The 18,301-nt window shown below is 61.6% G+C and carries 12 protein-coding genes; 9 read left to right on the plus strand and 3 right to left on the minus strand.

Annotation, left to right across the window (positions count from 1 at the left end; translation table 11 throughout):
- Window positions 1-10: 10 nt before the first annotated feature.
- The 9 genes from B5F98_RS02455 (at window position 11) to secG (ending at window position 12,539) form a co-directional block, all read left to right on the plus strand.
- The gene (locus B5F98_RS02455) at window positions 11-3,088 is read left to right on the plus strand and encodes a type I restriction endonuclease subunit R (RefSeq protein WP_087369462.1); all 3,078 of its coding nucleotides are present in this window, start codon (window positions 11-13) and stop codon (window positions 3,086-3,088) included.
- A gap of 330 nt (window positions 3,089-3,418) precedes the next feature.
- The gene (gene alaS / locus B5F98_RS02460; RefSeq protein ID WP_087369463.1) at window positions 3,419-6,073 is read left to right on the plus strand and encodes an alanine--tRNA ligase; all 2,655 of its coding nucleotides are present in this window, start codon (window positions 3,419-3,421) and stop codon (window positions 6,071-6,073) included.
- A gap of 257 nt (window positions 6,074-6,330) precedes the next feature.
- Window positions 6,331-6,669 carry a histidine triad nucleotide-binding protein gene (locus B5F98_RS02465; protein ID WP_087369464.1) on the plus strand — a complete coding sequence of 113 codons (339 nt, stop codon included), beginning with the start codon at window positions 6,331-6,333 and terminating at the stop codon, window positions 6,667-6,669.
- A gap of 468 nt (window positions 6,670-7,137) precedes the next feature.
- Window positions 7,138-8,226, plus strand: coding sequence for a 3-phosphoserine/phosphohydroxythreonine transaminase (serC, locus tag B5F98_RS02470; protein ID WP_087369465.1), 1,089 nt, complete (start codon window positions 7,138-7,140; stop codon window positions 8,224-8,226).
- Between the two features lie 16 nt (window positions 8,227-8,242).
- Window positions 8,243-9,409: a phosphoglycerate dehydrogenase gene (locus B5F98_RS02475; RefSeq protein WP_087233415.1), complete on the plus strand. Its 1,167-nt coding sequence runs from the start codon at window positions 8,243-8,245 to the stop codon at window positions 9,407-9,409.
- Window positions 9,410-9,500: 91 nt separating this feature from the next.
- Window positions 9,501-10,025, plus strand: a complete 525-nt coding sequence (locus tag B5F98_RS02480; protein WP_158099754.1) for a 4'-phosphopantetheinyl transferase superfamily protein — start codon at window positions 9,501-9,503, stop codon at window positions 10,023-10,025.
- A gap of 64 nt (window positions 10,026-10,089) precedes the next feature.
- Window positions 10,090-11,175: a glycosyltransferase gene (locus B5F98_RS02485; protein ID WP_087369467.1), complete on the plus strand. Its 1,086-nt coding sequence runs from the start codon at window positions 10,090-10,092 to the stop codon at window positions 11,173-11,175.
- Window positions 11,172-12,242 carry a lysylphosphatidylglycerol synthase transmembrane domain-containing protein gene (locus tag B5F98_RS02490; RefSeq protein WP_158099755.1) on the plus strand — a complete coding sequence of 357 codons (1,071 nt, stop codon included), beginning with the start codon at window positions 11,172-11,174 and terminating at the stop codon, window positions 12,240-12,242. The genes B5F98_RS02485 and B5F98_RS02490 overlap by 4 nt, the downstream gene beginning before the upstream one ends.
- Window positions 12,243-12,302: 60 nt before the next feature.
- Complete coding sequence (secG, locus tag B5F98_RS02495; protein WP_087233403.1) at window positions 12,303-12,539, plus strand: preprotein translocase subunit SecG; 237 nt, start codon at window positions 12,303-12,305, stop codon at window positions 12,537-12,539.
- Window positions 12,540-13,296: 757 nt separating this feature from the next.
- On the opposite strand, the gene B5F98_RS02500 is transcribed toward secG, so the two are convergent.
- From B5F98_RS02500 to B5F98_RS02510, 3 genes are all read right to left on the minus strand, one after another.
- Window positions 13,297-14,292: a helix-turn-helix transcriptional regulator gene (locus B5F98_RS02500; RefSeq protein WP_158099756.1), complete on the minus strand. Its 996-nt coding sequence runs from the start codon at window positions 14,290-14,292 to the stop codon at window positions 13,297-13,299.
- Between the two features lie 146 nt (window positions 14,293-14,438).
- A complete protein-coding gene (locus B5F98_RS02505; RefSeq protein ID WP_242961579.1) occupies window positions 14,439-16,574 on the minus strand; it encodes a glycogen/starch synthase in 2,136 nt (711 codons plus the stop codon).
- Window positions 16,575-16,633: 59 nt separating this feature from the next.
- A complete protein-coding gene (locus B5F98_RS02510) occupies window positions 16,634-18,157 on the minus strand; it encodes a YifB family Mg chelatase-like AAA ATPase (protein WP_087369470.1) in 1,524 nt (507 codons plus the stop codon).
- Window positions 18,158-18,301 lie beyond the last annotated feature (144 nt).

Here is an 18,301-nt window from a genome sequence, read left to right on the forward strand (position 1 = left end):
GTGACCCACCATGCCCTACACCGAAGCCAACTATGAAAACGCCGTGGTTCGTCTGTTCGTGGACGAGCTGGGCTATACCCACCTCTACGGCCCCGACGTGGAGCGGGACTACCACAGCCCCCTCTACGAGGACGGGCTGTGGTCTGCTCTGGCCCGCCTCAACCCCAGACTGCCCCAGGCGGCCATCCAGGAGGCGGTGGACAAGCTGCGCACCTTCGACACGGGCACCCTGTTACAGAAAAATATCACCTTCACCGACTACCTGCAAAACGGCGTCCCGGTGAAGTTCTGGGAGGGGGGCGAGGAGCGCTCGGCCCTGGTGTATCTGGTGGACTACCAAGACCCCGAAAATAACGACTTTGTGGTGGCCAACCAGTGGACGGTGGTGGAGAACTCGGAGAAGCGCCCGGATGTGGTGCTGTTCGTCAACGGCTTGCCCCTGGTGGTGATGGAGCTGAAATCCCCCTCAAGGGAGGAGACGGACGCCTCGGCAGCCTTCCGCCAACTGCGCAACTACATGCACGAGATCCCCTCCCTGTTTATCTACAACCAGGTGTGCGTCATCAGCGACCTATTCACCACCAAGGCGGGCACCATTACCTCCGGTGAGGACCGCTTCATGGCGTGGAAAACCAAGGACGGCAGCTATGAGAACACCAAGGCGGCCCAGTTTGACACCTTCTTTGAGGGTATCTTTCAAAAAGAGCGGCTTCTGGACATCCTGAAAAACTTCATCTGCTTTAATCTGGACGGGGAAAAGACCTTTAAAATCCTGGCGGGGTATCACCAGTATTTCGCCGTGCGCAAGGCCATTGCCTCCACCCAGCACGCCACCCAGACCGACGGCAAGGGCGGCGTATTCTGGCACACCCAGGGCAGCGGAAAGTCCCTGTCCATGGTCTTTTATGCCCATCTGCTCCAGCAGGCCCTGGAGAGCCCCACGGTGGTGGTCATCACCGACCGCAACGACCTGGACGACCAGCTCTATGGGCAGTTTTGCCGCTGCCGGGAGTTCCTGCGCCAGACGCCCCAGCAGGCCGAGAGCCGGGAGCATTTGCGGGAGCTGTTGGAGAACCGCCAGGCCAACGGCATCATCTTCACCACCATGCAGAAGTTTGAGGCGTACGACCGCCCCCTGTCCCAGCGGCGCAACATTGTGGTCATGGCCGACGAGGCCCACCGGGGCCAATACGGCCTGACGGACAAGGTGGTGACCCACAAGCGGGAGGACGGAACCCTGGAGGCCCGCACGGTGGTGGGCACTGCCCGCCTCATCCGGGACAGTCTGCCCGGGGCCACCTACATCGGCTTTACGGGCACCCCCATCTCCTCCAAGGACCGGAGCACCCGGGAGGTGTTCGGGGAGTACATCGACATTTACGACATGACCCAGGCGGTGGAGGACGGGGCCACCCGCCCGGTGTTCTATGAGAGCCGGGTCATCCACTTGAAGCTGGACGAGAACACCCTGCGGCTCATCGACGCCGAGTATGACCTGTTGGCCCAGAACGCCGACCCGGCGGTGATTGAAAAGAGCAAAAAGGAGCTGGGCAAGCTGGAGGCCATTCTGGGAGCGGACGAGACGGTGAACTCTCTGGTGGACGACATTCTGGACCATTATGAGAATTACCGGGCGGATTTGCTCACAGGCAAGGCCATGATCGTGGCCTACTCCCGCCCCATCGCTATGAAAATCTACCAGCGAATCCTGGATTTGCGCCCCGGCTGGACGGAAAAGGTGGGGGTGGTGATGACCCAGGGCAACGGAGACGATGAGGAGTGGCGGAAGGTCATCGGCAACAAGGCCCACAAGGAGGAGCTGGCCCGGAAGTTCAAGGACAACAACTCCCCCATGAAGATTGCCATTGTGGTGGACATGTGGCTGACCGGGTTTGACGTGCCATCTCTGGCCACCATGTACGTGTATAAGTTTATGGCAGGCCACAACCTGATGCAGGCCATCGCACGGGTCAACCGGGTGTTTGGAGACAAGGAAGGCGGCCTGGTGGTGGACTATGTGGGCATTGCCGGGGCCTTGAAACAGGCCATGAACGACTACACCGCCCGAGATCGGAAGAACTACGGGGACCCCGACATCAAACAGACTGCCTACCCCAAGTTCCTGGAGAAGCTGGAGGTGTGCCGGGACCTGTTCCATGGCTACGACTATTCCGCCTTCTTTACTGGGGACGATTTGGCCCGTGGGCGGGTCATTGCCGGGGGCACAGACTTTTTGCTGGGCAAGGTGCGAGACGAGCAGAACCTGCCCGAGAAGGAGCGCACCCCCAACGTGTACATCAAGCAGGCGCTGCTGCTGCGTCAGGCCCTGTCCCTGTGCTCCAGTTTGGTGGAGCGCCACGACAGCGCCGAAGCCTCCTATTTTGAGGCGGTGCGCACCATGTTGGTGCGCCTGACCATGGGGGGCGAGGGCAAGAAATACTCCTTGAAGGAGGTCAACGCCCGCATCAACGAGCTGTTGAAGCACTCCATCCAGAGTGAGGGGGTCATCAACCTGTTTTCCGATGCGGACACGGAGTTCTCCCTCTTTGACCCCAAATTCCTGGAGGAAGTGGCCCGGATGAAGGAGAAAAACCTGGCCGTGGAGCTGCTGAAAAAGCTGCTGGCGGAGCAGGTGACCCTGTACCGCCGTACCAACGTGGTCAAATCCGAGCAGTTCTCCCAGCGGATGAAAGAGCTGATGAAGCGCTACATCAACGGCCTCATCACCAATGAAGAGGTCATCGCCGAGCTGATGAAGATGGCCCAGGACATCCGGCAGGCCCACCAGCTGGGCGAGCAGCTGGGCCTGAGCCAGGAGGAGTTGGCCTTCTACGACGCCCTCACCAAGCCCCAGGCGGTGAAAGATTTCTATTCCAATGAGGAGCTGGTGACCCTGACCCGGGAACTCACCGAGGTGCTGCGCAAAAGCCGCACCATTGACTGGCAGAAGAAGGAAGCGGCCCGGGCCGGGATGCGAAAGATGGTAAAACGCCTGTTGAGACGGTACAAATACCCCCCGGAAGGGGTGGAGGATGCCATTCAGACGGTGATGAGCCAGTGCGAGATGTGGACGGACAATGTGGCGTAATCAAATAGCAAAGGGCGGGGAAATCCCGCCCCTTGCCTTGACATCTGGCAAGAATGTGATAAAATGTAACAGCTAAAGACAATGGCGGAGCCAAAGAGCCACCAGCGGCCCAAAGCGAGGGGGGAGAGTGAGAGCCCCCGGCAAGTGCGGTTTCTCTGCGCCACTCCGTTTCGTCTCCTGCGAGGAGCAGGGCGGCCCATCCCCGTTATCGGATGACTGGAGATGTCCTTGCCGAGGATAAACAGGGTGGTACCGTGAAGCGTAGGCTTTGCCCCTGTGGTTTGGCAAGGGCTTTTATTTTGTTAATTTTTAAAATGGAGGTATAGACCCATGAGCAACCCCAAGCCCTTCGGGGTCAACGAGCTGCGTGAGATGTTCCTGTCCTTCTTTGAGAGCAAAGGACACCTGCGTCTGCCCAGCTTTTCCCTGATTCCCCAGAACGACGCCTCTCTGCTGCTCATCAACAGCGGCATGGCGCCCATGAAGCCCTGGTTCACCGGCGAGCAGGAGCCCCCCCGCCGCCGTGTTACCACCTGCCAGAAGTGCATCCGCACCGGTGACATTGAGAACATCGGCAAGACCGCCCGCCACGGCACCTACTTTGAGATGCTGGGCAACTTCTCCTTCGGCGACTACTTCAAGCGGGAGGCCATTACCTGGTGCTGGGAGTTTCTGACCAGCCCCGAGTGGGTGGGCCTGGACCCCAACCGCCTGTACCCCTCCATCTACCAGGATGACGACGAGGCCTTCGAGATCTGGAACAAGGAGATCGGCATCCCCGCCGAGCGCATCTTCCGCTTCGGCAAGGCTGACAACTTCTGGGAGCACGGCTCCGGCCCCTGCGGCCCCTGCTCCGAGGTGTACTACGACCGTGGCGAGGAGTACGGCTGCGGCAAGCCCGGGTGCACCGTGGGCTGTGACTGCGACCGCTATATGGAGGTGTGGAACAACGTCTTCTCCCAGTTCAACAACGACGGCGAGGGCCACTACACCGAGCTCATTCAGAAGAACATCGACACCGGCATGGGCCTGGAGCGTCTGGCCTGTGTGTGCCAGAACGTCAACTCTCTGTTTGACACCGACACCGTGATGAACATCACCAACAAGGTCTCCGAGATCACCGGGGCCCACTACGGCCAGAGCGAGAGCCGTGACGTGTCTCTGCGTATCATCACCGACCACATCCGCTCCGCCACCATGATGATCTGCGACGGCGTGCTGCCCTCCAACGAGGGCCGTGGCTATGTGCTGCGCCGTCTGCTGCGCCGGGCCGCCCGCCACGGCAAGCTGCTGGGCGTCAACGACCCCTTCCTGTACCGGGTGTGTGACACCGTCATCGAGGTCAACGCCACCGCCTACCCCGACCTGGTGGAGAAGCAGAGCTATATCACCAAGGTCATCCGGGTGGAGGAGGAGAACTTCGCCAAGACCATCGACAGCGGTTTGAAGATTTTCTCCGACATGCTGGCCCAGCACAAGGCCAAGGGCGAGACCGTGTTCTCCGGCGAGGACACCTTCAAGCTCTACGACACCTATGGATTCCCCATCGACCTGACCAGCGAGATGGCCCAGGACGAGGGCCTGACCGTGGACGAGGCCGGCTTCCGCGCCTTCATGGAGGAGCAGAAGGTCCGCGCCCGTAAGGCCCGTGAGGCCCTGGGCGATCTGGGCTGGGCTGGCATCGAGTTCGGCAAGGAACTGCCCGAGACCGAATTCGTGGGCTACGACCACAACACCATCGACGACGCCAAGGTGCTGGCCATGGTGGTGGAGAACGTCCAGGCCGAGGAGATGATGAGCGGCGTGGAGGGCATCGTGGTGCTGGATCGCACCCCCTTCTATGCTGAGATGGGCGGCCAGGTGGGCGACCACGGCACCATCACCCTGGGCGAGGCCGTGTTCACCGTCCACGACGTGCAGAAGAACAAGGGCGGCAAGTATATGCACTACGGCAAGCTCACCGGGGGCGTGCTGAAAGTGGGCGACACTGTCACCGCCGCCATTGACGTGGAGCGCCGCCAGGCCATCCGCCGTGCCCACTCCGCCACCCACCTGCTGGATGCCGCCCTGAAAAAGGTGCTGGGCGACCACGTGCATCAGGCTGGCTCTTTGGTGGAGCCCGACCGTATCCGCTTCGACTTCACCCACTTCGAGGGCATCTCCGCCGAGGAGCTGGCCCAGGTGGACAAGCTGGTCAACGACGCCATCTTGAACGGCTACCCCGTCATCACCGAGGTGCTCCCCATTGAGGAGGCCAAGCAGAAGGGCGCTGTGGCCATGTTCGGCGAGAAGTACGGCGACGTGGTGCGCGTGGTGGAGATGGGCGACTTCTCCATGGAGTTCTGCGGCGGCACCCACCTGGACAACACTGCCAAGGTGGGCACCTTCCGCATCAAGTCCGAGGGCTCCGTGGCCAGCGGCGTGCGCCGTATCGAGGCCACCGTGGGCAAGCTGACCCTGGAGGCCATGAACCGCAATCAGGAGCTCATTTTCCAGGCTGCCCAGATTCTCAAGACCAACCCCGCCGACCTGGCTGCCAAGCTGGAGCAGCAGGTGGCCGACCTGAAGGCCGCCCGTCAGGCCATTGAGCAGTACAAGAGCAAGGAAGCCGCTGGCGAGGCCGACCGCATCCTCTTCGGCGCCCACGACGTGGGCCCCCTGAAGGTTATCACCGCCACCGTGCCCGACGCCGACGGCAACCGCCTGCGCCAGATGGGCGATGCCATCAAGGACAAGGCCGCCAACGTGGTGGCCGTGCTGGCAGCCGTCAACGGCGGCAAGATCACCTTTGTGGCCGCCTGCGGTAAGGAGGCCGTGGGCCTGGGCATCAAGGCCGGCGACATCATCAAGCAGGTGTCCGCCATCGCTGGCGGCTCCGGCGGCGGCAAGCCTGACTCCGCCATGGGCGGCGGCAAGGATCCTCTCATGGTGGACAACGCCCTGGCTATGGTGGATAACGTTGTCTCTATGAAATTGGGGCTGTAAGCCGCCGCCCAGCGAGCGCAAGCGAGCCACGCCCTCGGCGTGTCAATTGCGGCCCTGTGGCCGCAATTGGCGCAGGGCGAATTCACTTCGCCCAAGCAAAATAAAATCAAGGGCCCCATTCCGGCCTGACGGAATGGGAACGGCGGCAAAGACCCCCTGATGGGGGACAATGCCCTGGCTATGGTGGATAACGTTGTCTCTATGAAATTGGGCCTGTAAGCAATCCCGTAAAATGCAATCGAAAAGGAGTTGATACCATGTCTGATTGCCTCTTTTGTAAGATCGCAGCGGGGGAGATTCCCTCCAAGCGGGTGTATGAGGACGAGGTGTGCGTGGCCTTCTACGACATCGACCCCCAGGCACCCACCCACTTCCTGGTGATTCCCCGCCAGCACATCGCCTCTGTGGCAGAGGTTAGCGAGGACAACGCCGCCCTGGCAGGCCACATGCTGGCCGTCATCGCCAAGGTGGCAAAGGACCTGGGCCTGGACAGCTACCGTGTGGTGTCCAACTGCGGCGAGCAGGCGGGCCAGAGCGTGCATCACCTGCACTTCCACGTCCTGTCCGGCCGGGATATGACCTGGCCTCCGGGCTGAGCCCATTTTGAAAGGCCCGGATGGGCCTTCCAAAATGAACGGGGATTGCATGGGAAATGGGGCTCGATTTCTTACGAAAAAGTCACCCCATTTCCCATGAGAAGTGTTATTTTCCCGGCACATGTGGCGTGAAAATAACAGGATTTCAATTTATTTTCCCGCCTGCGGGCGGGAAAACTCTGCGAGGCTTTGGCAGAGCACGAGAAAGCTGCTCCCAGTGAAACCTGGGGGCGGCTTTTTTATGCAACGGTTCCTTTCTCTCGGCATACACTGGGATGCTGCCCGAAAACCATGGGTGCTTTGTACAAAAAAGACAGGGAGAGATCGTCAATTCGAGGGGAGTTTGCCAAAAAGACCACAGATGTGTTTTTGACGTTGACAGATGTCCTTCCTGGAACTATAATGTCATATAACACACTAAAGCGATAACATGATAGTGTGAAAAATCTCAGAGAGGAGAAACTGCTCATGGGCAATCAACGTGTATACAACTTTTCCGCAGGCCCTTCCATGCTCCCGCTGGAAGTCCTCACCCGAGCCGGGTCAGAGATCACCAATTATCAGGGCTCCGGCATGTCAGTGATGGAGATGAGCCACCGATCTAAGGTTTTTGACAAGATTTTTCAGGACACCAAGGAGCGGTTCATTCGCCTGTTCCATGTGCCTGACAACTATAAGGTGCTGTTTTTGCAGGGGGGTGCTTCGGGCCAGTTCTCCATGGTGCCCCTGAACCTCATTGGCAGGACGGGGAAGGCGGACTATGCCGTTACCGGAAACTTCTCCAACATTGCCTATAAGGAGGCCAAAAAGTACGGCCAGATCAATCTGGCCGCCTCCAGCGAGGACCAAAACCACACCTATATTCCCACCCAGGACCAGCTGAAGCTGGACCCGGAGGCCAGCTACTTCCACTACTGCGCCAACAACACCATCTACGGCACCGAGTGGCAGTATGTGCCCGACACCGGGAACGTGCCTCTGGTGTGCGACATGTCCTCCGACTTCATGAGCCGGGTGGTGGATGTGTCCAAGTATGGCATCATCTACGGCGGCGCTCAGAAGAATCTGGCCCCGGCGGGTCTCACCATCGCCATTGTCCGGGAGGACCTGGCGGGCCACGAGCTGCCCTACACCCCCCTCATCATGAACTATAAGACCATGATCGACAAGGACTCCATGTACAACACGCCCCCCTGCTGGTGCATCTACATGCTGGGGCTGGTGCTGGAGTGGCTGGAAGAGCGGGGCGGTGTGGAAGGCATGGAAAAGATCAAGCACGCCAAGGCCCAGCTGCTCTATGACGTGCTGGACGACTCCAAGCTGTTCACCTGCCCGGCCCAGAAGGGGAGCCGTTCCGACATGAACGTCACCTTCCGTACCGGAAACGCCGATCTGGACGCCAAGTTTGTCTCCGAGGCCACGGCGGCGGGCTTTGTCAACCTCAAGGGCCACCGCAATGTGGGAGGCATGCGGGCCTCCATCTACAACGCCATGCCCACCGAAGGGGTGGAGAAGCTGGCGGACTTCATCCGGGCCTTTGACCAGGTCAACGGCTGAGACAGGGGGAACCATCATGTTTCGTATCAAAACCATGAATAAAATTGCCCAAGTTGGGCTCAACCAGTTCCCCGCCGACTACCAGGTGGGGGACAGCGTGGAGGGGGAGGAGGGCATTCTGGTCCGCTCCGCCAAACTCCACGACTACCCCTTCCCCGACACCCTGTGGGGCATCGCCCGGGCGGGGGCAGGCACCAACAACATCCCGGTGGCCGAGTGTGCCCAGAAGGGCATTGTGGTGTTCAACACCCCCGGGGCCAACGCCAACGGCGTGAAGGAGCTGGTGCTTGCCGCCCTGCTCATGGCCTCCCGGGACCTGGTGGGGGGCGTGGAATGGGTGAAGGCCCAGGCCGCCACCCCCGACACCGATGTGGCCGCTGCCGTGGAGAAGGGCAAGTCCGCCTTTGTGGGCCCCGAGCTGTACCGCAAGACCCTGGGTGTCATCGGCCTGGGCGCCATCGGCGCTCTGGTGGCCAATGCGGCCCTGTCCCTGGGAATGGAAGTGTACGGCTATGACCCCTTCCTGTCGGTGGACACCGCCCTGCGCCTGGACCGCCACGTGCATGTGGTCAAGGATGTGGCCGAGCTGTACCGGGTCAGCGACTATGTGACCATCCACGTGCCCTATACCCCCGACACCCGCCACACCATCAACGCCGACACCATTGCCCAGATGAAGGACGGGGTGCGCATGGTCAATCTGGCCCGTGGCGAGCTGGTGGATGACGAGGCCATGATGGCCGCTTTGGAGCGCGGCAAGGTGGCCCGCTACGTCACCGACTTCCCCAACAATACCATTACCCTGGCCCCCAACGTGGTGCCCATTCCCCACCTGGGCGCCTCCACTCCCGAGAGCGAGGACAACTGCGCCATCATGGCCGCCCAGCAGCTGCGGGACTTCCTGGAAAACGGCAACATCAAAAACTCCGTGAACTTCCCCAACGTGGAGATGGAGCGGTCCGGGGTGCAGCGTCTGTGCATCATCCACCGCAACATCCCTGCCATGCTGGCCAACATCACCGCCCAGCTCTCCGGCGACGGGGTGAACGTGGAGAACATGACCAACAAGTCCCGGGGGGACTTCGCCTACACCCTGGTGGATGTGGGGTCTGCCGTAGAAGAGAGCGTCATTGACGACATCCGTGCCATTGACGGCATCATCCGGGTGAGAGTCATCTCTTGACAAGCGCCCAATCCCCGGATAGTATGAAACCAAGACACAGCCTGCGAATCGGTGTGGTTCGCAGGCTGTTTTTATGGAGAGAGGTGTGGATATGTCCACGAAAATTTATGGCGTGAAAGGGGAGGACGGGCGTAAGCTCAGCCGCCCGCTGCTGCGTTTAGCCGCCCGCAAGTACGGCTGGGGAGAGCTGCCGGAGCTGGAGTACAGTGATCGGGGCAAGCCCCTCATCCCCGGGGAGGGTCGCTGGCTGTCTCTGTCCCACTCGGGGGGCTACGCCCTGTGCGCCCTGTCGGAGTGTCCTGTGGGGGTGGACATTGAGCTGGTGAAGTCCCATCGGCCCGGCTTGCCCGCCTTTTGTTTTGCAGAGGAGGAAATGCCCCTCTTTGACGGCACCGACGGGAGTTTTACCCGCCTGTGGACCCTGAAAGAGAGCTTTTGCAAGCTGGGAGACACCCCCCTGTACCCGCCCCGGAAGGTGCCTGTGCCCCCTCCCTGTCCCCACAAGAGCTACGAGGGGGAGGGGTGGTGGGCCTCCGTGTGCTGCCAGGATACTCCGCCGGAGACCATCGAATGGGTGAACTTGGAGGATCTTGTAGAAGTTTTTACCACTCCTTAAGGAAACCTTAACCGGGTCTGAGGGAAAATCTAAGATGCCTTTGGTACACTAGGAGAGAACTAGGATGAAGGAGAACAAAGGCATGAACGTCCTGATTTTGACTGGAAAATTTGGTATGGGGCACTGGTCTGCCTCCCAAGCGTTGCAGCAGCAGCTGGAGCGGGAGGGGCACCAGGTGCACACCGTGGATTTTTTTGACTACGCCATGCCCGAGCTGGCCCCCACCATCTACCGGATGTTTGGGTGGCTGGTGAAGTACGGCGGCGGTCTCTATAACCTGTTCCACCGCCTGACCCGCAACGTGGAGGGGGACATGCCCCTGGCCGGGGCGTGGGTGGAGTATCTGGAAGAGCTGCTCTTTGAGACGGGGGCGGATGTGGTGGTGTCCACCCATCCCGTGTGCTCCTCGGTGGTGGCCCGGTACAAGCGGGAGGGGGGCGTGATGCCCCTGGTGACCTGCATCACCGACGTGACCAGCCACAGCGAGTGGATCCACCCCGGCACCGACTGCTATCTGGTGGCCTCGCACCAGGTGCGCCAGGGGCTGGTGGAGAAGGGGGTGGAGGCAGAGCGGATTCTGGTCTCCGGCATTCCCGTGGGCCAGCAGTTCACCGGAGGGAAACCCAACCGGGGCCAGCGGGAACTGCTCATCATGGGGGGCGGCCTGGGGCTGATGCCCCGGCGGGACCGCTTCTATGAGCAGCTCAACGACCTGCCCGGGGTCCACGTGACCATTCTCACCGGGCGCAATGAGAAGCTGTATCAGCGCCTCCACGGGAAATATGAGAACATTGAGGTGGTGGGTTTCACCACCCAGGTGGACCAGTACATGGCCCGGGCCCACCTGATGCTGTCCAAGCCCGGAGGCATCACCGTCTTTGAGGCCATTGCCAGCCGCCTGCCCATGCTGGTGTGGGCCCCCTTCCTGGACCAGGAGCGGGAGAACGCCCGGTTCCTGCTGGAGGCGGGGATGGCCCGCCTGGCGGACAAGGAGGAGGAGGCCTGCCTGTGGGCCATTGAGAGCACTTTGTACGACGAGGCAGGGCTGGCCAGTATGCGCCGAGCCATGGAGAAGGCCTCCAACACCATGTGCCGGGCGGCGGTATGCGCCGTGGTGGAGCAGCTGGCCGGAGAGAAGGTGTACGCATGAAGCTGGGGAGCAAAAAACAGCTGGTGTGGTTTGGAGTCATGGGCCTGCTGCTGTGTGCCACCGCCTACACCATTTTGAGCCAGCAGTCCCCCCGGGAGCTGGCGGCGGCCATGGCCCGGGCGGATGTGCGGATGCTCCTGCTGGCCCTTCCGGTGATGGCCCTGTTCATCGCCTGTGAGGCCGGGGCCACCCGGCTGGTGCTGGGGGCCCTGGGCTGTGCCCAGCCCTTCCGCCGGTGCTATTTTTACTCGTGCACCGGGTTCTTTTTCAGCAACGTCACCCCCTCCGCCACCGGAGGCCAGCCCGCCCAGGTGTACTACATGAACCGGGACGGGGTACCGGTGGTGTCCGGCACCATCGACATGATGCTGGTGAGCATTGGCTACCACACGGCGGTGGTGTGCTATGCTCTGGCGGCCCTCTACTTTGGCCGAGACCTGCTGGAGCAGCTGGGCGGCCAGGTGGGGGTGCTCGTCGGGGTGGGCCTTGCCATCTTTGTGGTGCTGAATGTGGCCATGATTTTGCTGCTCTTCCTCCCCGGACCTGCCCGCCGCCTGGGCCGCTTCGGGATTGCCCTGGCCTGCCGCCTAGTGAAGCGGTTGGACCGTGCAGCATTGGAGGAGAAGCTGGAGGGGGTGCTGGCTCAGTACCGCCAGGGGGCCCGGGTCATTGCCCGCAATCCCCTGGTGCTGGTGGGGGTGGTGGCCCTCAGCGGGGCCCAGCTGGGGTGCTCCTATCTGGTGCCCTACCTGGTGTATCGGGCCTTCGGCCTGTCCGGCATGAGCCTGTTGCAGGTGGCCGCCCTCCAGGTGCTGTGCACCGTGGCGGTGGGCTTTCTCCCGCTGCCTGGTTCCGCAGGAGCGGCGGAAGGGGTGTTTCTGCGCACCTTCCTAGCGGTGTTTGGCACGGGGCTGGTGGCTCCCGCGATGATTCTCTCCCGGACCATGAGCTGCTATCTGGTGCTGCTGGTCACCGGGGGCGTGACCCTGGTGGGGCACCTGCGGCGGAACATGGCCGGAAGAAATATGAAAACCTCTTGCAATCCCCTGAGGGGTGTGGTATCATAGAAAATACTTGTAAGGGCTGTTGCGCCCATTTTTAGACTGTGACTGAAAGGATTGAATTCCATGACCACTCCTCAGCTGATTCTGTCTATCGTTTACTTCGTGGTGTCTCTGGCCCTGATCGCCATCGTGATGCTCCAGTCCGGCAAGAGCGCTGGTCTGTCCGGTGCCATCTCCGGTGCTGCTGACACCTTCCTGTCCAAGAACAAGGCCAAGACCGCCGACGCCCGCATGGCCAAGATGACCAAGTGGGTTGCCATTGTGTTCCTGGTTCTGACCATGGTTCTGACTCTGATCTAAACAATAGTAAGAGCGAGAAAAACCCTCGACCGCATTGGTCGAGGGTTTTTATTTTGCTTTCTGCTCCAAACCATGAAATAGATTCTCAATGTCTCAGGCGGAAACCAGCGCCCCGGCCAGGGACGCTCCGCTTATGCCCGATTTCTCCCCGATGAGAAATCGGGGAAAGAATCGCTTAGGGCGTTCCCCCCTAAGGACCTCCCTGAGGTACGAGGCTAGAACTGCGTCAAGGCTATGTTCGGCCCGTCACTCTTGCTGTGGCTCCTGTTACTGCCACCATATCAGGCTATCCTGGCAGCTGGCCCTATGGCTGGGCGGTTTCCACATCCGGGCCTACCATGGAGAAGCGGCGTCCTCGCCGCCGGGAGCCAGGCCTCCGTTAGCTGGGCACAGCGGCGCACCAGGGTAAGGCCCTGGTCATAGAAGGATACCCACACAGAGAAGCGGGTATGTTTGGTAGAATCTCCACGCCATCCATGTGACACGAATCAGGCCAAGGGCCGAAAAGAGAAAGACGCATCCTCCACCCAGTACCGCGGGGTGGATTCCACAAGGCGGGGGAAGGCCCCGCCTTTGGCGATTCTTTGGTGACTTTCTCATCGGGGAGAAAGTCACCCTGCGGAGCAAACCCCGGCTGGCAAGCCTGAGCCTAGGTCATTTAGAAGAACAATCTTCCAGTCAGCCTTGCACAGGGCGGTATTGACGCAAAAAATCATCGGGCAGGAGAACGTGAACGCCTTCTCCTGCCCGATGTGTCTTATTTTTTGGTCAGCAACCCTGCAATGCTTCGCACCGGGGCGTACAGCACCGCCGCCACCGGCCACACAATCCAGGTGCGGTCCCAGGCCATGGTCCAGAAGCTCCAGCCCAGGTAGATGGCCAGCACCAGACCCCAGTAGATGGTGGTCAGAGGGCTGTTTTCCTCCCGCTTGTGCTCCCGGGTGTAGTCCCCAGTCTCCAATAGCCGCTGGAAGCTTCCGGCGATGATGCAGGTGCGCACCAGCAGGAACACCCCCACCGCCACCAACACAAACATGAGGATGAGGCCGATGATGGGAGCCATGCCGTTCTCGTCAATAGCTACCGCCACCATCAGCGGGGCCAGACTGAGAATGCACAGGGTGATGCCCACCACCAGCAGCATCAGGTGGGTGGTCCGGTATTCAGCTTGACGCTTTTTCACCACGCCGTCCACCCCATAGGCCAATTCCACAGGCTGGTTGTCCAGGTGCTCGTAGGGGGTCAGGCGGCTGCCAAAGAAGAGAAACAGGGCCACCGCGGCGGATACCAGGGCCAGCATCACCAGGATGCCCACCCCGCCCGCCAGAGGCTCGGACAGGGTGAAGCGGCCCTCTTCGCTGGACAGGCCGCCCAGGTATATGAGGGCGGTGGGGGAGAGGATGCACAGGAACACGCCCAGGGCGATTTTACTGGCCACTCCCCGCACCGTGTCCAGATAGGTGTTGGCCTGCTCCAGGGTGATGTGGTGGACCGGGACTTGGGGCCCATCCAGAATGGGGGCAGGTTCCGGCTCTGCCTGGGGCAGCTCCGGCTCCATCTCGTCCCGTAGTAGGTAGTCGGTGCTCACCTCAAACAGCTGGCTGAGCCGGAGAATTTTGTCCAGGTCTGGGATGGAGCTGCCGCTCTCCCACTTGGACACCGCCTGCCGGGACACCCCCAGCTGGTGGGCCAGCTCCTCCTGGGACCACCCGGCCTTTTTTCTCAAATTTGTGATCTTATCTCCTAAAATCATAGGTGTGCCTCCCGTCGCTTTGGATGGTCTCATGGTAGCACCTCCCACGGTTGCAGGCCACCAAACAGGGCTGGAAATCTGTCAACTGCCGGTTGCGGCGGGGATATGACACCGTATTTTTGGGGGATTGGGGGCCATTTGGCCTCTTACCACTGGGTCAGCTCCAGATACAGGTCCTTGTACTGACGGGCGGAATTCTCCCAGGACACGTCCTTGGCCATGTCCCGCTGGACCACCTCGTCCCAGTGATAGCGGTTGGTGAAATAGAGGGTCTTGGCCCGGTTGATGGCGTCCAGCAGCAGCCCGGCGTCGTAGCGGTCGAAGGTGAAGCCGTTGCCCTCGCCGTTGAAGGTGTTGTAGGGCTCCACGGTGTCCTTCAAGCCGCCGGTCTCCCGGACGATGGGCAGGGTGCCGTAGTGCATGGCGTTGAGCTGGGTCAGGCCGCAGGGCTCAAAGCGGGAGGGCACCAGCAGGGCGTCGGCGCCGGCGTAGATGCGGTGGGCCCGGGCCTCGTCGTACTGGATGCAGGCGCAGAAGGTGCCGCGGTGGATGCTCTCATAGTAGCGGAAGGTGTCCTCGTACTCCCGGTCACCGGTGCCCAGCACCACCACCTGGGTGTTGCCGTCCAGCACCTGGGGAATGATGGAGCTGACCAGGTCCAGACCCTTCTGGTTGGTCAGGCGGGAGATGAGGCCGATGACGAACTTGCCCTCGTTCTGCTCCAGGCCCAGCTCCTTTTGCAGGGCCAGCTTGTTGGCCATCTTGTGGTCCAGCACGTTGCCCAGGTCGTAGTGCTCCGCCAGAGCGGGGTCGGTGGCGGGGTTCCACATGTCGTAGTCAATGCCGTTGACGATGCCACGCAGCTTGCCGCTGTGGTAGCGCAGGTGGCCCTCCAGGTGCTCGCCGTACTCGGCGGTCTGAATCTCCCCGGCATAGGTGCCAGAGACGGTGGTAACCCGGTCGGCGTAGGCGATGCCGCCCTTGAGCATGTTGGCGTCCTGATAGCCGTCCTTCAAAGCGCCCATCTGGAACACCTCATTGGGCAGGCCGGACCAATACTTGATGGTGGGGATGTTGTAGATGCCCTGGAAGCGCAGGTTGTGAATGGTGAGGATGGACCGGGCGTGGCCCACGGGGGAGTCCTTGAACAGGGTGCGCAGATAGACAGGCACCAGACCTGCCTGCCAGTCGTGGCAGTGGACAATGTCGGGAATCCAGTTTAAGTAGTTCAGAGCAGCCAGAGCGGCCTTGCTGAAGAAGCAGTACTTGGGGATGTCGTCCACCAGGTTGGTGTAGGGGTTGCCGGTGGAGAAGAACTCCTGGTTGTCGATGAAGTCGTACACCACGCCGTCACAGACATACTCCATAATTCCCACATAGTAGTTGCGCCCGGTGTTGCCCAGGTCCATGTAGAACGCGCCCCGATACTCCATTTTCTCCTGGAACTTCTGGGGGATGCAGGCGTAGCGGGGCAAAATCACCCGCACGTCACAGTTGAGCTTCACCAGCTGACGGGGCAGGGCGTACATCACGTCGCCCAGACCGCCAGTCTTGACAAAGGGGTGACATTCCGAGCCGATGAAGGCAATGCTTCTCCGGGGCAGGTTGGACATCTCATACATAGGTTTGACCTCCTCCACAACAGGTGATACATCTTCTTCCACACTGGGAGCGGTTTCCTCTTCCACAGGGGCGGGTTCTTCTTCCGCAGGAGCGGCTTCCTCCACCATGGGAGTGGTTTCTTCGACGACGGGAGCGGGCTCTTCCGCCACAGGGGCAGCCTCCTCCACGACAGGGGCGGTTTCTTCCACCACGGGAGCAGCCTCTTCCACGACGGGAGCGGGTTCCTCCGCCACAGGGGCGGTCTCTTCGACCACGGGAGCGACTTCCTCCACGACAGGGGCGGTCTCTTCCACCACGGGAGTGGCCTCTTCCACCACAGGGGCGGTCTCTTCCACCACGGGAGTGGCTTCCTCCACCACGGGGGTGGCTTCCTCCACCACGGGAGTGGGCTCCTCAGCGACAGGAGCGGGCTTCTTGGCGGCAGAGGCGGGCTTCTTCCGGGCGGTGGTGGTCTTGCGGGTGCTGGTTCGGGTCTTGGGTGCGGCAGGTGCGGCGGGCTTGGCAGCGGTGGGAGTTTCCACCACTGCGGGCTCCGTGGGCTGCACGGCGGTCACAGGCTCTGCCACCGGGGCAACGGTACGGGCCGGGGTGGGGGCTTTCTTGACCACTTTCTTGGCCGTGGTTTTCTTTTTGGAGGAACGTGCCTTCTTGTGTACCATTATGGATCTTCCTTTCCTGTATGTATCGCCACGCATGGGGGGCGGAAATGGTGGATTGCTCACACCTGTAAGTGTTCCGGGGGCCGATATTGGAGGGCCTCCGCCAGGTGGTGGGGCTGGATGTGCTGGGACTGGTCCAGGTCTGCCACGGTGCGGGCCACCCGGAGGATGCGGTCATAGCTGCGGGCGGTGAGGCCCAGCTTTTCATAGGCGCTTTGAATCATGGCCTGGCAGGCGTCGTCCAGCTGGCAGTACGCTTTGAGCTCCTGGGGCCCCATATGGGCGTTGCAGGTGGGGCCGTGGGGGCCGAAGCGGGCGTGCTGGATGGCGCGGGCGGCGTTGACCCGGGCCCGAATGTCCGCCGAGGACTCGGCGGGGGTGGACTGTCCCGCCAGCTCGTGGTATTCCAGGGCGGGCACGTCCACACAGATATCAATGCGGTCCAGCATGGGACCGGAGATGCGGCTTTGGTAGCGCCGAACCGCCTGCTCGGAGCAGGTACACCGCCCCGAGGGGTGGCCGTACCAGCCGCACTTGCAGGGATTCATGGCACACACCAGCATAAATCGGCTGGGGTAGGTCACCGTCCCGGACACCCGGGTGATCTGGGTGCTCCCGTCCTCCAGGGGCTGGCGCAGCACCTCCAGCACGTCGGAGTGAAACTCGGGCAGCTCGTCTAAGAACAGCACCCCGTTGTGGGCCAGGGAGATCTCCCCGGGGCGCAGGGTGGTGCCTCCGCCTGCCATGCCGGCGGCTGAGATGGTGTGGTGGGGGGCACGGAAGGGGCGGCGGAGCACCATGGGGTGCTCCCGGCTGGTCAGGCCCACCACGGAGTAGATCTCCGTACAGGCCAAGGCCTCCTCCCGGGTCAGATCGGGGAGAATGGAGGGCAGGCGCTTGGCCATCATGGACTTGCCCGCCCCGGGGCTGCCCGTCATTAAAATATGGTGTCCGCCGGCGGCGGCCACTTCCAGGGCCCGCTTGGCGCCCTCCTGGCCCTTCACGTCGGCAAAGTCCGGCCCGGTGGGCACCGCCTCCGGCGGGGTCCAGGGGGGCGTGGGGGAGAGGGGGGCCTCTCCGGTGAGGTGGGCGCACAGCTGCGCCACCGTCTCCACCCCGTAGACCTCCAACCCCTGGGCCAGGGAGGCCTCGGGGGCGTTGTCGGCGGGGACAAACAACTGGCGGACCCCGCAGCGCACCGCTGCCAGGGCCATGGGAAGGATTCCAGACACCGGGCGCAGCGCCCCGGACAGGGACAGCTCCCCCAAAAAGGCGGCGTCGGCGTACCCCTTCATGGACAGCTGGCCGCTGGCGGAGAGGATGCCCAGCAAAATGGGCAGATCGTACACCGTGCCCACCTTTTTCCGGTCGGCAGGGGCCAGGTTGATGGTAATGCGGGAGACGGGGAAGTCAAAGCCACTGGAGCGAATGGCCGAGCGCACCCGTTCCCGGGACTCCTTCACGGCGGCATCGGGCAAACCCACCACATCAAAGGCGGGCAATCCCCCGGAAAGGGCACATTCTGCCGTGACCGGATATCCATGGATGCCATTGAGGCCCAGGGAGAGCAGATTGCACACCATGGGGTCCCACTCCTCTCGAGAAAAAAGTAACCGAAATCCTTTGATACCTATCATACCACGGGGGGTTGTTGAACGCAAGGAAACTTGTTGGCATCAGGCAAATTTAGGAAAAGTTCTCCATCCGGTCCGAAACGTGAACTTTGG

Origin of the sequence: Pseudoflavonifractor sp. An44, from assembly GCF_002161675.1 — a bacterium.
In the GTDB taxonomy this organism is placed as follows: Bacteria; Bacillota; Clostridia; order Oscillospirales; family Oscillospiraceae; genus Enterenecus; species Enterenecus faecium.

Coding starts and splice junctions, on each gene's coding strand:
- B5F98_RS02455 (WP_087369462.1), top strand. CDS start 11: ATGCCCTACACCGAAGCCAACTATGAAAACGCCGTGGTTCGTCTGTTC.
- alaS (WP_087369463.1), top strand. CDS start 3,419: ATGAGCAACCCCAAGCCCTTCGGGGTCAACGAGCTGCGTGAGATGTTC.
- B5F98_RS02465 (WP_087369464.1), top strand. CDS start 6,331: ATGTCTGATTGCCTCTTTTGTAAGATCGCAGCGGGGGAGATTCCCTCC.
- serC (WP_087369465.1), top strand. CDS start 7,138: ATGGGCAATCAACGTGTATACAACTTTTCCGCAGGCCCTTCCATGCTC.
- B5F98_RS02475 (WP_087233415.1), top strand. CDS start 8,243: ATGTTTCGTATCAAAACCATGAATAAAATTGCCCAAGTTGGGCTCAAC.
- B5F98_RS02480 (WP_158099754.1), top strand. CDS start 9,501: ATGTCCACGAAAATTTATGGCGTGAAAGGGGAGGACGGGCGTAAGCTC.
- B5F98_RS02485 (WP_087369467.1), top strand. CDS start 10,090: ATGAAGGAGAACAAAGGCATGAACGTCCTGATTTTGACTGGAAAATTT.
- B5F98_RS02490 (WP_158099755.1), top strand. CDS start 11,172: ATGAAGCTGGGGAGCAAAAAACAGCTGGTGTGGTTTGGAGTCATGGGC.
- secG (WP_087233403.1), top strand. CDS start 12,303: ATGACCACTCCTCAGCTGATTCTGTCTATCGTTTACTTCGTGGTGTCT.
- B5F98_RS02500 (WP_158099756.1), bottom strand. CDS start 14,292: ATGATTTTAGGAGATAAGATCACAAATTTGAGAAAAAAGGCCGGGTGG.
- B5F98_RS02505 (WP_242961579.1), bottom strand. CDS start 16,574: ATGGTACACAAGAAGGCACGTTCCTCCAAAAAGAAAACCACGGCCAAG.
- B5F98_RS02510 (WP_087369470.1), bottom strand. CDS start 18,157: ATGGTGTGCAATCTGCTCTCCCTGGGCCTCAATGGCATCCATGGATAT.